At 60.5% G+C, this 13,367-nt stretch carries 10 protein-coding genes and 3 pseudogenes; 3 read left to right on the plus strand and 10 right to left on the minus strand.

What is annotated here, in order from left to right:
• Positions 1-38: 38 nt before the first annotated feature.
• A complete protein-coding gene (locus SX1_RS24790) occupies positions 39-932 on the minus strand; it encodes an AraC family transcriptional regulator (RefSeq protein WP_228227147.1) in 894 nt (297 codons plus the stop codon).
• A gap of 49 nt (positions 933-981) precedes the next feature.
• Positions 982-1,320: pseudogene (locus SX1_RS07585) on the minus strand (integrase core domain-containing protein); the annotation flags it as partial.
• A 153-nt stretch (positions 1,321-1,473) separates the two neighbouring features.
• Between SX1_RS07585 and SX1_RS07590 the strand changes: the two are divergent.
• Positions 1,474-2,766, plus strand: coding sequence for an IS110 family RNA-guided transposase (locus SX1_RS07590; protein ID WP_019052494.1), 1,293 nt, complete (start codon positions 1,474-1,476; stop codon positions 2,764-2,766).
• A gap of 213 nt (positions 2,767-2,979) precedes the next feature.
• Here the strand turns inward: SX1_RS07590 and SX1_RS22435 are convergent.
• The 8 genes and pseudogenes from SX1_RS22435 to SX1_RS22440 form a co-directional block, all read right to left on the minus strand.
• Positions 2,980-3,605, minus strand: a pseudogene (locus tag SX1_RS22435) (IS3 family transposase); the annotation flags it as partial.
• A gap of 56 nt (positions 3,606-3,661) precedes the next feature.
• Positions 3,662-3,907, minus strand: a complete 246-nt coding sequence (locus tag SX1_RS07600; RefSeq protein ID WP_019052496.1) for a hypothetical protein — start codon at positions 3,905-3,907, stop codon at positions 3,662-3,664.
• Positions 3,908-3,924: 17 nt separating this feature from the next.
• Positions 3,925-5,589 carry an IS66 family transposase gene (tnpC, locus tag SX1_RS07605; RefSeq protein WP_019052497.1) on the minus strand — a complete coding sequence of 555 codons (1,665 nt, stop codon included), beginning with the start codon at positions 5,587-5,589 and terminating at the stop codon, positions 3,925-3,927.
• Between the two features lie 71 nt (positions 5,590-5,660).
• On the minus strand, positions 5,661-6,002 hold the full coding sequence (gene tnpB / locus SX1_RS07610) for an IS66 family insertion sequence element accessory protein TnpB (RefSeq protein WP_019052498.1): 342 nt from the start codon (positions 6,000-6,002) through the stop codon (positions 5,661-5,663).
• The gene (gene tnpA / locus SX1_RS07615) at positions 5,999-6,346 is read right to left on the minus strand and encodes an IS66-like element accessory protein TnpA (protein ID WP_019052499.1); all 348 of its coding nucleotides are present in this window, start codon (positions 6,344-6,346) and stop codon (positions 5,999-6,001) included. The genes tnpB and tnpA overlap by 4 nt, the downstream gene beginning before the upstream one ends.
• A gap of 82 nt (positions 6,347-6,428) precedes the next feature.
• Positions 6,429-6,644: pseudogene (locus tag SX1_RS07620) on the minus strand (transposase); the annotation flags it as partial.
• A gap of 330 nt (positions 6,645-6,974) precedes the next feature.
• Positions 6,975-8,165, minus strand: coding sequence for an MFS transporter (locus tag SX1_RS07625; RefSeq protein ID WP_019052501.1), 1,191 nt, complete (start codon positions 8,163-8,165; stop codon positions 6,975-6,977).
• Positions 8,166-8,261: 96 nt separating this feature from the next.
• Positions 8,262-8,867, minus strand: coding sequence for a TetR/AcrR family transcriptional regulator (locus SX1_RS22440; RefSeq protein WP_157410119.1), 606 nt, complete (start codon positions 8,865-8,867; stop codon positions 8,262-8,264).
• A 345-nt stretch (positions 8,868-9,212) separates the two neighbouring features.
• Here SX1_RS22440 and SX1_RS07635 point away from each other — a divergent pair, with 345 nt between their 5' ends.
• Together SX1_RS07635 and SX1_RS07640 are read left to right on the plus strand one after the other, a co-directional pair.
• Positions 9,213-10,583 (plus strand): IS1380 family transposase, encoded by a 1,371-nt coding sequence (locus tag SX1_RS07635; protein WP_019052503.1) that lies wholly within the window; start codon positions 9,213-9,215, stop codon positions 10,581-10,583.
• Positions 10,584-10,776: 193 nt separating this feature from the next.
• Entirely contained in the window at positions 10,777-13,353 is a 2,577-nt protein-coding gene (locus SX1_RS07640; protein ID WP_019052504.1) for a TonB-dependent receptor domain-containing protein, read from the plus strand.
• Positions 13,354-13,367 lie beyond the last annotated feature (14 nt).

Consider the following 13,367-nt stretch of genomic DNA (forward strand, 5'->3'; position numbering starts at 1 on the left):
AAACAGATGTCGAAAATTGCGGCTACATCAGTGGGCGCTCAGTGGATCAAAAGCCGGTCACGGAATTGCCGCGGCGAACACCCTTCTATCTGGCGGAACGCCACACTGAAGCTTGCCGTATTGGCGAAACCACAGCGATAGGCGATCTCCTTGACCAGAAGCGATCGGTCCATCAGTAGGTCCTTCGCCAGAGCGAGCATATGACGACGACAAAAGGCTGCGGGACTTTCGCCCGTCGCGGTGCGGAACAGGCGTTCATAATGACGGACGCTGATGCCGCGTTCCGCCGCCAACTGCCCGATCTCGACCCTGCCGGGCTGCTCCCGGATATGTGCAACAAGGCCAGCCAGATAGCGCTGGTCGAACGTCCGGCGACTGGTGAACTCTGGTTGGCTTTCTGGACCGAATTGCTGCACCATTTCGGCTGCGAGGCCGACGCTGATCGAATCCAGAATGAGTTGCGAACACAGCCCCGGCGCCACCAGTTCCTGCTGGGCCCTTAGAAGCAGTGCTCTGACATGGGGATTGCGCATGTCTATGGTGTCGCGCAATTGTTGATTGGAAAGTTCCATGGGCAATCCAGTGATCGCGGGAATATCTATTCTGCAAAATAGCGATCTTTGCTCGCGTTCCTGCCAATGCATTTGGAACGGACACGCGGCCGGATAAAAGCGTACCTCGCCCTGCTCGCAAAAGTCGCGAGCAGATGCGAGATATCTGCCCATAGACGGGAAGCGGGTCAATTCGAAATAGCTGCAGGGCGGCGTGAAGACGATCTCGTTTCGTTCTCGCCAGAAAAACCGCCGGACTTCAAAGCGCGCACCAACTGTAGCCCTCGCCGCTTCGAGAGACGTTTCGAATTCCTGCGGGAATATGAAGTCCAGGCTTGTACCCTCAGGATGACGGTCAGAATCATAAGGTCTTGTAAGCATATCAGCTGTTGCTCCTGATCTGCCCCCACCGAGTGGACCGGTTTCTTTGTTAGTGGATTATTCGCGCCGCCGCCATATCCGGATGGAGGTGGAGCGAAGCGGAACCGGAGGCCGGATATGGCGGTGTCGCCGTTTCTGGCGCCGGCGGTCGGTAACCCAAGCTGCTGTGCGGGCGCACGGTGTTGTAATGCCGCCGCCAGGCTTCGATCAGCACCTTGGCCTCCGCGAGGCTGTAGAAGATCTCGCCATTGAGCAGTTCGTCGCGAAGCGACCCGTTGAAGCTTTCATTATAGCCATTCTCCCATGGTGATCCCGGTGCTATGTAGAGCGTCTTCACGCCGATCTGCCCCAGCCATTGCTGGACGGCCGTCGCGATAAACTCGCTGCCATAGCACATTGGGAAGCTGCCCCTCGAAGGCAGCATTCGCCTTGATGGAGACAAGGGCGCGTAGCGCCCGACGGCTTCATCAAGGCGGCCATGACCGGCCAGCAGGTCTCTAAAGTGAAGTTGTCGACTCAACACTTTGGAGACTGACCGACCATGACCAAGCGCAGTTCTACTCCGGCCGATGCCGTGCTGGTAGCCATCGATATGTCCAAGCACCGCCAGGAAGTGCTGATCGAACGCCCGGAGGGCGGACGACGTCGCCGCATGACAGTCATGGCTACCAAGGCTGATTACGACCGCCTCGCGGACGATCTGGCAGCCATCGGCAGACCTATCGTCGTTGGCTTTGAGGCCACCGGCAACTACCACCGTACGCTGGCGCACCGACTGCTAGCTGCGGGTTTCGAGCTGCGCCTGATTTCGTCGGTCGCCTTGGCACGGACGCGTGAGGCGTTGCATAATGGCTGGGACAAGAACGATTCCAAAGACGCCCAGGTAATTCTGCACATGCTCCAGATCGGCGCCACTCAGCGCTACGTCGACCCGCTGGCCGCCGGCATCAACGACCTGCAGGAGATGTCGAAGACGCACGAGGCCATTTCCAAGGCGAAGACGCAGACCTGGCACCGCATCCTGACCCATTACCTGCCTTTGTATTTTCCCGAGATCGAACGTTTTGCGGGCAACAGCCGGTCCGACTGGTTCCTGGCTCTGCTCGAACGGTTTCCGACACCGGCCAGCATGACGACGCTCGGTCAGGAGGCCTTCACGCGCGAGGCCTGGTCACTGGTCGGCCGCAAGGTCTCCAAGGCCCGCTTAATCAACGATATCTACGAGACGGCCTGCGCCTCGGTTGCACTGCCGGTCGACGAGGAATCCGTCGCGGTCGCCATGTTCCGCATGGTCATCGCACAAGCCCGCAGCCTGATCCGGCAACGCGATGAGATCGAGCGGACCGCCAATGCCATGCTCAGCGAGAACCGCGACTATCAGCTCCTGCGCATGATCCCCGGGATCGGCCCGATCAACGCGCTGACGATCCTCGCCGAGGCTGGCGATCTTCGGCGCTTCAACCATCATCGCCAGTTCCTGAAGTTTTGCGGGCTCGACCTGGCCACCTGTCAGTCAGGCACCTTCCGAGGCCGAACCAAGCTCTCGAAGTACGGCAATGCCCGGCTACGCCGCACCTTCTGGATGGCGACCCAGGTCGCCATTCGCCAGCGCGACAACAGTTTCCGCGACAAGCTTGGTCGCTATGTGGCCGGCCACGGCAACGACCCTGATCGCCGCCGCAAGGCGATGACCGCACTCACCGCCAAGATGGCGCGCGTCGCGCACGCCGTCATCAAGACGGGAACCGAGTACCGTCCGTTCGTCGAACGGACGGACACCAGATGGAAGGACCCCTCTCTGTGGAGCCGTGAGGGCGCAGCCGCGACCCTGTAGATAATGTTCGGGCCTTCCATCTGGCATCCGCATCTCATTTTAAGGACGGTGAGGACCACGACCGGTGCGGTCGCTGGATCCTGTGTTTGCTATGGCCGAGAGCGCATTCCTTGACGATGGAAGCCATCTGGATCAAAAAGTCATCAGCGCCGATCACGCTCGGCGCAACGAGACCTGCTGGCCTTTTCCCGCCGCTGCTTCCCAACCTAGGACGTTGTCGGACCGGATATTGGCTGGCGGGCCGCGCGAGATGAACAGGTCCGCCAAGGCTGCCAGCACATCCTCATGCTTGAGCTGTCGCGCGACGATGAGCGCCAGGCATTCCCTGCTGGCCTCGTCGATGATCGTCAGGATGCGGAACTTGCGGCCGTCATGCGTGCGACCTTCGACGAAGTCGTAGGCCCACACATGCCCTGGATACTCCGGCCGCAGGCGGATACATGATCCGTCGTTGAGCCAGAGCCTGCCACGTTTCGGCTGACGTAGCGGGACCTTCAGCCCCTCACGCCGCCAGATACGCTCGACCCGTTTATGGTTCACCGTCCATCCTGCATGACACAGCAATGCTGTCACCCGGCGATAGCCGTAGCGACCATATTGCTTTGCCAGCGCGATGATGTCCTCCGTGAGCGCCTGTTCATCATCTGCCCCGCGCGGGACCTTGCGCTGCGTCGATCGATGCTGGCCCAGCACCCGGCAGATCCGTCGTTCGGACACCGGAAGCTCTCGTCGAACATGATCGATGCAGCGTCACCGCCGAGCGGGGCTCAGAAGTTTCCCCTGGCAGCCTCCTGCAGGATCAGCTTGTCCAACGTCAGGTCGGAGATCGCCCGGCGTAGCGTACGCATCCGGTGAGGACCGCGGCTACTGACGGTTTGCTGGGGGTTTTGGCATCTTACTTGCCGAGGAAGGCCTCGACGCCTTCTTGAGCGAGCACATCGCGGAATGCAGCATCGGCATCGCGGTCGGTGGGGAATAGATTGTCCCAGACCGTCGAGGTGCCGTGCTCGTTGACGACCTCGAGGGACCAACCACGTTCGGTGGCGAGCCGCACGATGTTGATGGTCAGCCGTACGCCCGCCTGTTCGATGGACCGGCAGAGAGAGGATTCAATCAGTTCGGGTTGCGGGTCAAATTCCATGCCGTGATGCTATGAGGTCACGGCTCCAGCTTCAACGCTGTTGGTTTCCAATTCCATGGGAGCAGATCGCCAAGCCGATTAGCCGGATGACCGGCGATGCGGGCAAGGACGTCGGCGAGCCAAGCCTGGGGATCGAGGTCGTTGAGGCGACAGCTTTGAATGAGTGAAAACATGATGGCGGCGCGCTGACCGCCGCGATCGGAGCCGCAAAATAGCCATGCTTTCCGCCCGAGTGGCACACAGCGTAGCGCCCGTTCCGCTGCGTTGTTCGTGAGGCATACCCTGCCATCGACGAGGAAGCGGGTGAAGGAGTCCCAGCGCCGGAGCATATAGTTGATAGCCTTGGCGAGATCATGGTTACGCGACAGCTTGGCGAGTTGGGCGTTCAACCAGTCGTGCAGTTCGGCGATCAGTGGCGCGCTCAACTCCTGACGGGCGGCAAGCCGCTCCGCTGGTGTCTTGCCGTTGATACCGCGCTCAACGTCGAACAGGGCGTCCAGCTTCTGCACCGCCTTCAGCGCAATCGGATAGATCGGGCCAGTCCGCTCGCCGCGGCTCTTCTTGCGCGCAGCGCCCTCGACGTCAGCAAGTTCGAAGAACTTCCTGCGCGCGTGAGCAAAGCATCCTGCCTCCAGGATGAGACCAGGCTGGCGGTTGGGAGCGTACAGCTCAAAATAGCCCGCATAGGCATCAGCCTGCAGAATCCCGGACCAGGACGCGAGGTGCGCCTGGGGATGTTCCCCGCGCCGGTCGCGCGAATAATAGAAAACCACCGCCGGCGGATCGGCGCCGCCGAACGGGCGGTCATCCCGGACATAATCCCATAATCTACCGGTATCGGTCTTGCCCTTGGCCATGACCGGCACGGTGGTATCGTCGCCATGCACGCGCTCGGCGGCAAAGACATGGGCCTCGATCAGCCGAAAGATGGGCATCAAGGCGAAGGACGCCGCACCAACCTGATCGGCAAGCGTGGAGACGCTCAGCGGCACGCCTTCGCGAGCGAAGCGCTCCGCCTGGCGGTTGAGCGGCTGGTGCTGCCCATACTTCTCGAACAGCAGCATGGCGAGGAAGCTTGGCCCTGCCCAGCCACGCGGCACGACATGGAATGGCGCGGGCGGCTGCGTGATCTTCTCGCAGTCACGGCAGGAGAACTTCTCGCGTACGGTCTGGATGACCTTCCAGGCACGCGGGATTACCTCCAGCGTCTCGGTTACATCCTCGCCCAGCTTCGACAGGCGCATGCCGCCACAGGCCGGACAGGAACAGGGCGCCGGAACGACGACGCGGTCGCGGGGCAAATGGTCGGGGAACGGTTTTTTAACTGGCCTCTTGCGCTCAAAGGCGGTGACGTTCGTCGCCTTTGTCGCGGCGGTCTCGGCGGCCAGATTATCTTCGGCGGCGTCGGCCTCCAAATCTTCGAGCTCAAACTCCATCTGCGCAAGAAGCCGGCGGGTGCGTTCGGCGCTGGGGCCGTACTGCTCGCGCCTGAGCTTGGCGATCTGCAACTTGTAGTGCGAGATCAACGCCTCGGTGGCGCTCTCCCGGGCACGGGCATTGGCCAGTTCTGCTTCAGCGCTCGTGGCCCGCTGTTCGGCTTCATCGGCGCGCTGCGCACTGAGCCGTACCAACGCCTTGAGCGCTTCGATATCGTCAGGCAGGGGCGAAACGGCGGCGTCCACAACTTGGATGGAATCATAGAAAACCTCCCGGATGAAGCGGAAAATGCAGCCTCCGCCGAGAAAATCTGCGCCTATCCTGCGCTCTGTGGGCGCCAGCTATATTGCGGGTTCCGCCAGTCCACTCCGTCGAGCAGACAGGCCAGCTGTGAGCTCGTCAGCGACACCACGCCGTCCTTCGCGGCGGGCCAAATGAACTTCCCTCGTTCCAATCGCTTCGAATATAACGACATCCCCAGGCCGTCGTGCCAGATTATCTTCACAAGCGCCCCGCTGCGCCCGCGAAAGACCCAAAGATCGCCGGCAAATGGGTCTCGCGAGAAGCTCTGCTGCACCATTGCTGCCAAGCTCTGCATGCCGCGCCGCATATCTGTGTGGCCCATCGCAATCCACACCCGCGCGCCAGCTGGGATCATCGCAGGGCCTTGAGCGCTGCCGACACCAAGGCAGCTGGTGCCGACGCAGATATGCTCACGCGCCCTTTGCCACCCAGATCCACGATGATTACCGGCATTGCGGCCTGGTGCGCATTCTGCTGTTCGCCATCGTCAACCACCGCCTGGGCGAACTCCGTCAGGGCGGGCGGCTGCCGCAGCTTGTTGCGCCACGTGTAAATGCGCGCCGTGGAAATATCGTGCCGACGCGCCACAGCCAAAACGCTGGCCCCAGGCGCAAAGGCTTCTGCCAAAATCTGGAGCCGTTCCTCGTCGCTCCAGCGCCGCCGCCGTTCCGGCCCAGTCATCACCGTGATCTGCCGCATCCACTGCTCCTAAGCGTGCTCTCGAGAGCGTTCTTAAGAGCAGGCCCCTACCTCACGACAAGGCGCGTCTCGCCGGATGCATACGGCGTAGCCGCAGGTTCTCCTTCTCAAGATCCTTCATCCGCCGTGCCTGGTCGGTCTTCAGGCCGCCATATTCTTTGCGCCACCTGTAATAGGTCTGTTCGCTAACCGCGATCCGGCGGCACGCTTCGGCGGTCGATGCCCCCTGCGCCAGCACGATCTCAACTTCACGCAGCTTGCCGATAATCTCTTCCGGCTTGTGCTTCTTGCTTGGCATTCGATGTCCCTTTCGTGGTCCAGACTATCATAGTCTCTGGGCCACTCCGCAGGGGGCAGATCACCGGCGCCCCAGCATAGCAATTTCGCTGGCAGCCAGCCAGCGAGCGGACTCGTCCCTGCCGGGACCTGGGCTGGACCCTTCCGACTGATGAGATGCATCGGACACTGTCCGAATGCGCCGTCCACATTGGAAAGTCCCGTCCTACGAAGACCCAACATGCGGCGGCTCATGCTGACCGCGAAGACGACCCTGAACCCGGCATACGATTAGCTCAATATCTGCGTGCAAAACTGGCTGCGATTAGACGACCTCATCCGCTTTGGACACTCACATGATCCGCTCAATACGTCTGATTATCAGCGTCCAGCAGATGATCCCTAGCGAGACCGCGACCGCAGCTGCGACAAACGCCGCTTGAAAGTACCCCGTGAGATCAATGATCAAACCAGTAAGGATTGGCGCGAGCACTCCAGCAAAGCTAGCCAAGCCGTTCTGCAATGCCATCCACCTTCCGGCCGCAAGAGGGCCTGCGAGCGTCTGACCCGCAGCGAAGATGGTCACCCCAGACAAGCCGCTTCCTACCGAATATAGCAACAAGGCTGCTATCACGACCCCCGCGGTTCCGAGCGCACAAGCGAGCATGCACGCGATCATGATGACGCCGGCGGTACAAAGCATTTGCTTGCGCAATCGGCTTGGATCAGCGCCGGCAGCGATGCGGTGATCGGACAATACGCCCACTACAATCCCCATGATGGCTGAAAGCAGATAGAAAGCTCCACCCACGAGGCCCATCGTACCGAACGAAAGCCCATGCTGCCGGACGAGATAGGTCGGCATCCAGGATAGCAGCAGAAAATAAGGATAATTAAATGCGAAATGACCGAAGGTAGCACCCCAAAGTTCGCGTTTGCGCAGGATGAAAGAATATTCGATCCGGTCCTTGAGCTCCCCCACTGCAGGATTCTTCGCCCCCAGTGGGACAATGAGAGCCGAGATTACCAGAACCATCAGTGATAGTGCGCCAAAGACATAGAATATGGCGCGCCATCCTGCTGCAGCAATGATGAACCCGCCGAGCAATAAGCCACCCGCGTTGCCAAGCATCAGTCCCGTGCCGACCAGCGCGTTGGAAATGCCGAGCCTGTGCGCCGGTAGATATTGAGCGATCAGTTTGGAACTGGCGGGAAAGCTGGCGCACTCGCCCAGCCCGACAAGCAATCGAAGACCCAGCAAAGCTATAAAGCTGGACGCCAAACCGGTCAGCAGCGTCGCCATCGAGAAGACCAGCAGCCCCGCTGCCAAGGTGCGATATGCACCGATCCTGTCGATCAACCACCCCGCTGCAAACTGACCTGGAATGTTCGTGAAGAAATAGGCAGACAGTAGTAGGCCGAAGGCGGTGTTCGTGTAACCCAGTTCAAGGAAGAGTTGAGGCCCCGACGTCGCCAAAGCACCCCGATCTAGCGCATGGACGAACAGAATCAGTGGCAGCGCGATGTAGAATATCGGGGACATTCCTGTTGCCGCGACCAATGTACTAGTCTTGCAGCCAGTTGCTGCAACGCTCTGATTGGCTGTGCCTGTTCGATAGGCGGACGGCGGCCTCATGACCTATTCACTTGGCCCGAATTTCGTACTTGGGCGCAAAATCCACCTGCAAATCATGTCAATGACATGCTTCTTCTGTAGAGCGACGGTTTCAGGCAGGCTTGAATCGATGTCGAAGTTGGCCTTGAGAGAATATTGGTTCGAAATGTAAAATTGACCAAGCGCACTGATCGAATGGTGCACTTTGACTGGATCGACGTCTTCCCTGACCAAGCCCTCGCGGATGCCTCGATCAAGCAGCTTCCTCCACGTCGCGATCGTGGAGCGAGTGCCTTGGCTGATTTCGGGTATCGTTCTTATATGCTCGCCGTGCTGAAAGTTTTCTTGCAGCAGCAATCTTACAAAGTCTGGACGTTCGACATGCATATCGAAGGTACGTCCAATCATCTCCTCCAGAGCCGGCAAGGTCGCCATGTCTTCCAGATCGGACAGATTACCCAGGGCGCTGGGTGAACTGAACGCATGTTGTATGGCGGCGCGATACAACCCCTCCTTGTCGGTGAAATAATAATAGATCATCCGCTTCGCCGCGCCGGACTGTCGCGCGATCTCCTCGGCACGCGCCCCTTGGAGGCCCTTTGACGCGAACTCGCTCAAAGCAGCATCCAAGATACGGCTCCGCACTTGGTCGGCCACCCCTGCGTCAGCACCTGTGCGCTTTGGGCGAGCCACCGCAATTCCTCTCCATCCTTCACATCTGTCGGATCCTATACGCCCGCTATTGACAATGTCAAACAATGGACTAAACGGTCCATATGAAATGGACAATTTGGTCCATTTATCCGCCAAGCAGGCTCGAAAGCCGCAGGCGTAAAAAGGAGGGAATATAGAATGGCAAGCTTCTCTAACCCGTCTTATTCAGCGGTGGGGCTTTGAGGGTTGGCGGGAGTGGCGTAAGCCTTTGGCTTGCTGTAGGAAATTGGATGTCTAGACCAACCTGCAGCGAGGCAAAAAATGCCACAGGCCACACCCGCCGAGAGCCACGATAGCGCGGCGGTGATTTCGTTTCCAGCGGTGTTGCGCAAGAAGGTGACGGGCGCCTTCGACGGAGGGCGACTGACCTCGGACGGTGGTGTAGTGCTGCTGGCCCAGGCCGAGCGGGAGATGGGTATCTGCAAGCGCCTTGCCGCCTGCATCGCCGACCCGCGCGACCCTGCGCGGGTGATCCATAGAGTGGATGATATCCTGCGGGCGCGGGTTCTGGCGATCGCCTGCGGCTACGAGGACGCCGACGACCTCGACGCCCTGCGTGACGATCCGGGGTTTCGCCTGGCGCTGGGTAAGTCGCCGGAGGCAGGGGTCGGTCTGGCGAGCCAGCCGACGATGAGCCGGTGGGAGAACGCCCCGACCACGCGCGAACTGGCACGGATGATGATTGCGATGGTCGGCATCTACTGCGCCAGCTATTCCAAACCGCCCAAAGCGGTGACGCTGGATATCGATGACACCTGCGACGTCGTGCACGGCTACCAGCAACTTTCGTTCTGGAACGGTCACCATGGCGAGCGATGCTTTCTGCCGATCCACGTGTACGATACGGCGACGGGCCGCCCCGTCGCCATGCTGCTGCGCACCGGCAAGACGCCCTCGGGTGCGGAGGCCGCCGGGCACATCCGGCGCCTCGTGCGGCATATCCGCCAGCATTGGCCCGCTACGCACATCACCGTCCGTGGCGACGGGCATTATGGCAGGCCCGAGGTCATGGCCTTCTGCGAGGCACATGGCATCGACTATGTCTTCGGCCTTCCCACCAACGCCGCCCTGCGTGCCAATCCCGACATCGTGGCCGCCGCCGATGCCTGTGCCGTCCAGCGTGCCGAGGAAAACCGGGTGGTGCTGCGCAGCTATGCCGAAATCCGCTATGGGGCGAAAAGCTGGAAGTGTCAGCGCCGCGTCGTCGCCCGGATCGAAGCCAGCACCTTGGGCATGGACATCCGCTACGTCGTCACTTCCCTGGCAGAAGGCTCGGCCGAGCACATCTACGACAGCCTTTACTGCGCCCGTGGTCAGGCCGAAAACCTGATCAAGCGGCACAAGAGCCAGCTCAGCAGCGATCGAACTTCATGCCGATCGGCCAACGCAAACCAGATGCGGCTGATCCTGCATACCGCCGCCTATTGGCTGATGTGGCGCATCCAGCAGGCGATACCCAAGACAAGCGCGCTCGCCGCCGCCGAGTTCGCCACGCTGCGCCTGCGGCTCCTCAAGGTCGCCGCCCGCGTGATCGAAACCGCAACCCGCATCCGCATCGCCTTCGCGTCAGCCTGTCCCGAGGCCAGCACCTTCCGGGCCATTGCGGCCGCCTTCAGGCCTGCCCCGACATAGCCGCCCCGGCCGCACGCCAGAACCGCTCCCTCCAACTCGCAAGCCTATCAAATATCCGCGGTGAAATAGACGCAGCGAAATCCCTCGTCCTGATCACATACAGGCTGGCACCGAAAAACGCGGACCGCCGAAGCGAACAACGTCACGAATAATCCGGGCTAAAGCGATCCGCACCAGTGCCAGCGCATTTGCATTGATCGCAGGCGCTACGCACGCGGTTGCGCAGACGCCGCAAGCAGGCGTTGACGCAACGGCGGCCAAAGACGATGAAATCATCGATATCGTCGTTACCGGCTCGTACCTCACCCATAATGTCCAGTCGCAAGGCGCGTTGACCGCAGTTTCGGGCGAGGATCTACTCAACAGCAGCCGGGCGTCGGTTGCTGAGACGCTTGCGCAGCTACCCTCGACCTCCGGTAACATTGTAACCGGTGGCAGCAATGATCAGGGCAACAGTCCCGTCTCCGCGATCAACCTTCGCGGTCTTGGCCCGCGCGCCACGCTCGTCCTCCTCAATGGACAGCGGCAGGTTTCGGTAGCGGAACCTGGTGGCCAGGACAGCTTCTCGGTCGACGTCAACACCCTTGTCCCTGCCATTCTCATCCAGCGCGTGGATGTGCTGAAGGATGGCGCCTCCGCGCTCTACGGGAGCGATGCGGTGGCCGGCGTCGTCAACTTCATCACCGACACCAAGCTAAACGGCCTGAAGTTCAGTGCCAGGCTCAACCTGATCGATGGGCGGTCGCGCAAGAACGGCAACATTTCCGTCGCGTTCGGCTCACAAGGCGAGCGAACCTCGGTCGTCGCAGCGTTTGAATATGCCCATCAGGATCAGGTCTTCACGACCGACATCTACGGCCCGGCGCGAATCGCAAAGTTCGGTCAGACGTCCGCCTTCGCCAATCCAGCCACGTTTTTTGTCAACGGTGTAGCGAGGCCCGACCCCTTGTGCGGAAGCAGTCAGATCGGTGGAGTCCCGGTCGCCGGGTTGCCGGTGAACGGCCAGTGCCGCCAGGATCTGACCCTGCTGCGGGGCATGATTGCCCAGATCGATCGCGGCGTCGGCTATGTCAACGTGAAGCACGAACTGTCGGACGCGCTGACGCTCAATGTGGAGGGCGGAGCTTCTATGGTCCAGCTCCGGCGGTTCAACTCAGTCGGCTTTCCTGTGAACACGGCGACTCTCGTCGTCCCCGCCAACAACCCCGGCAATCCGTTCGGAGCGCCTGCCACAATGAATTACCGCTGGGGCTCGGCCTATCTCGGGCTGAAGTCGGTAACCGCTACACGATCCAACACATACAAGGCCCGAGGCGCGCTAAATTGGAACATCGACGGTAACTGGAAGGCCGAAGCGAGCGCCTATTATGGCATCAACAATTCAGCGGTGAACAACGGTGGCTACGCCAGCAACAGCCGTCTGCAAGCGGCGCTGAACTGCAAGGGGGGCGCAAGCGGCACTTTGTGCTTCAATCCCTTCGCAAGTTCCTACCTCGCCCAGCCCGGCTCGGCGCTCTACAACTCTCAGGCGCTGATCGACTATATCGCCGTTGCGCGAACCAACAACAGCGAGTTCCGCCTTTCGACGTTCGACGCGCGCGTCACCGGCAAGCTGCTGGAGTTGTGGAACGGGATGCCGGTGCAACTCGCTCTGGGTGTCCAGCGTCGGTCGGAGCGCGCGACCCAGACGAACGATGCGCAAAGCAAGAGCACCGATGTCAGCTTCGGCGGTCCCACGATCGACTATGATGTTTCGCGAACGGTGAACGCAGCCTATGCCGAGTTACACATCCCGCTCGCCGCGACACTGGACATCAATTTCGCCGGCCGGTACGAAGATTCAAACCCCGGCAGCGGCACGTTCAATCCCAAGGCCGCGTTCGGATGGCGCCCATTGACCGGCTTGTCCTTCTCAGGCTCGATCGGTCGATCCGAACGCGCACCTGGACTGCTTCAGTTCATCGGGGGATCGGGATTGGGCGGCATCCCGGTCGATCCAATTACCCAGAATGCGCAGAACGGTTTTGCGGTCACGCTGCTGCCATCGACTGGGCTGGACCCCGAAAGCGCCGTCAGCTGGAATCTGGCCGCTGACTACTCGGCCCAGACCGAAATCGGCAACCTCAAATTCGGTGCCGACTATTTCAACATCGACTTCAAGCATCTGATTACCGGAACGGATGTCACCGGCTTCATCCTTGCCGATCCGACAAACCCTGCAATACGGCGCGATCCGGTCAGCCAACAGATTCAGCTTGTGACGGTTCCAGGCTTCTTCAACGCTAATCGGCTCAAGTTGAGCGGCCTGGACTTCAATGCTCGGCTCGGCGGCAGTGTCGGCAGCGCCACGCCTTACCTGTCGATCGACGGGACCTGGATGTTCAAATACGACTTCACCAACGCTGCCGGTGTGTCGAACGACGTCCTTGGCACCTACAACACCGCCGTCGCGCCGGTGCCGAAACTCAATCTGCGCGGAGCGGCTGGCGTCAATGTGGGCGGCGTAAGCGCAGGCTTTACCGTGAACTACAAAAGCAAGTTCACGGAGAGCACGCCCGGCCTGGCAGGCATCACGGAAGAAAGATCGTTCACGACATTCGACTTCGCCGCTTCAATCCCATTGCGCGATCAGTGGGTCGTCAATCTGGGCGTGCTGAACATATTCAACAAATTGCCCCCGGCACAGGCGAACAGCATCTATACCGCAAACGGCCTGGTCTATCCAATCACGGGTCGTTCTTTCTCCATGAGCCTTCGCGGCGCTTTTTAAGGTCGGAAATGCGT

The sequence above is a fragment of the Sphingobium xenophagum NBRC 107872 genome (assembly GCF_000367345.1).
GTDB classification, from domain to species: domain Bacteria; phylum Pseudomonadota; class Alphaproteobacteria; order Sphingomonadales; family Sphingomonadaceae; genus Sphingobium; species Sphingobium xenophagum.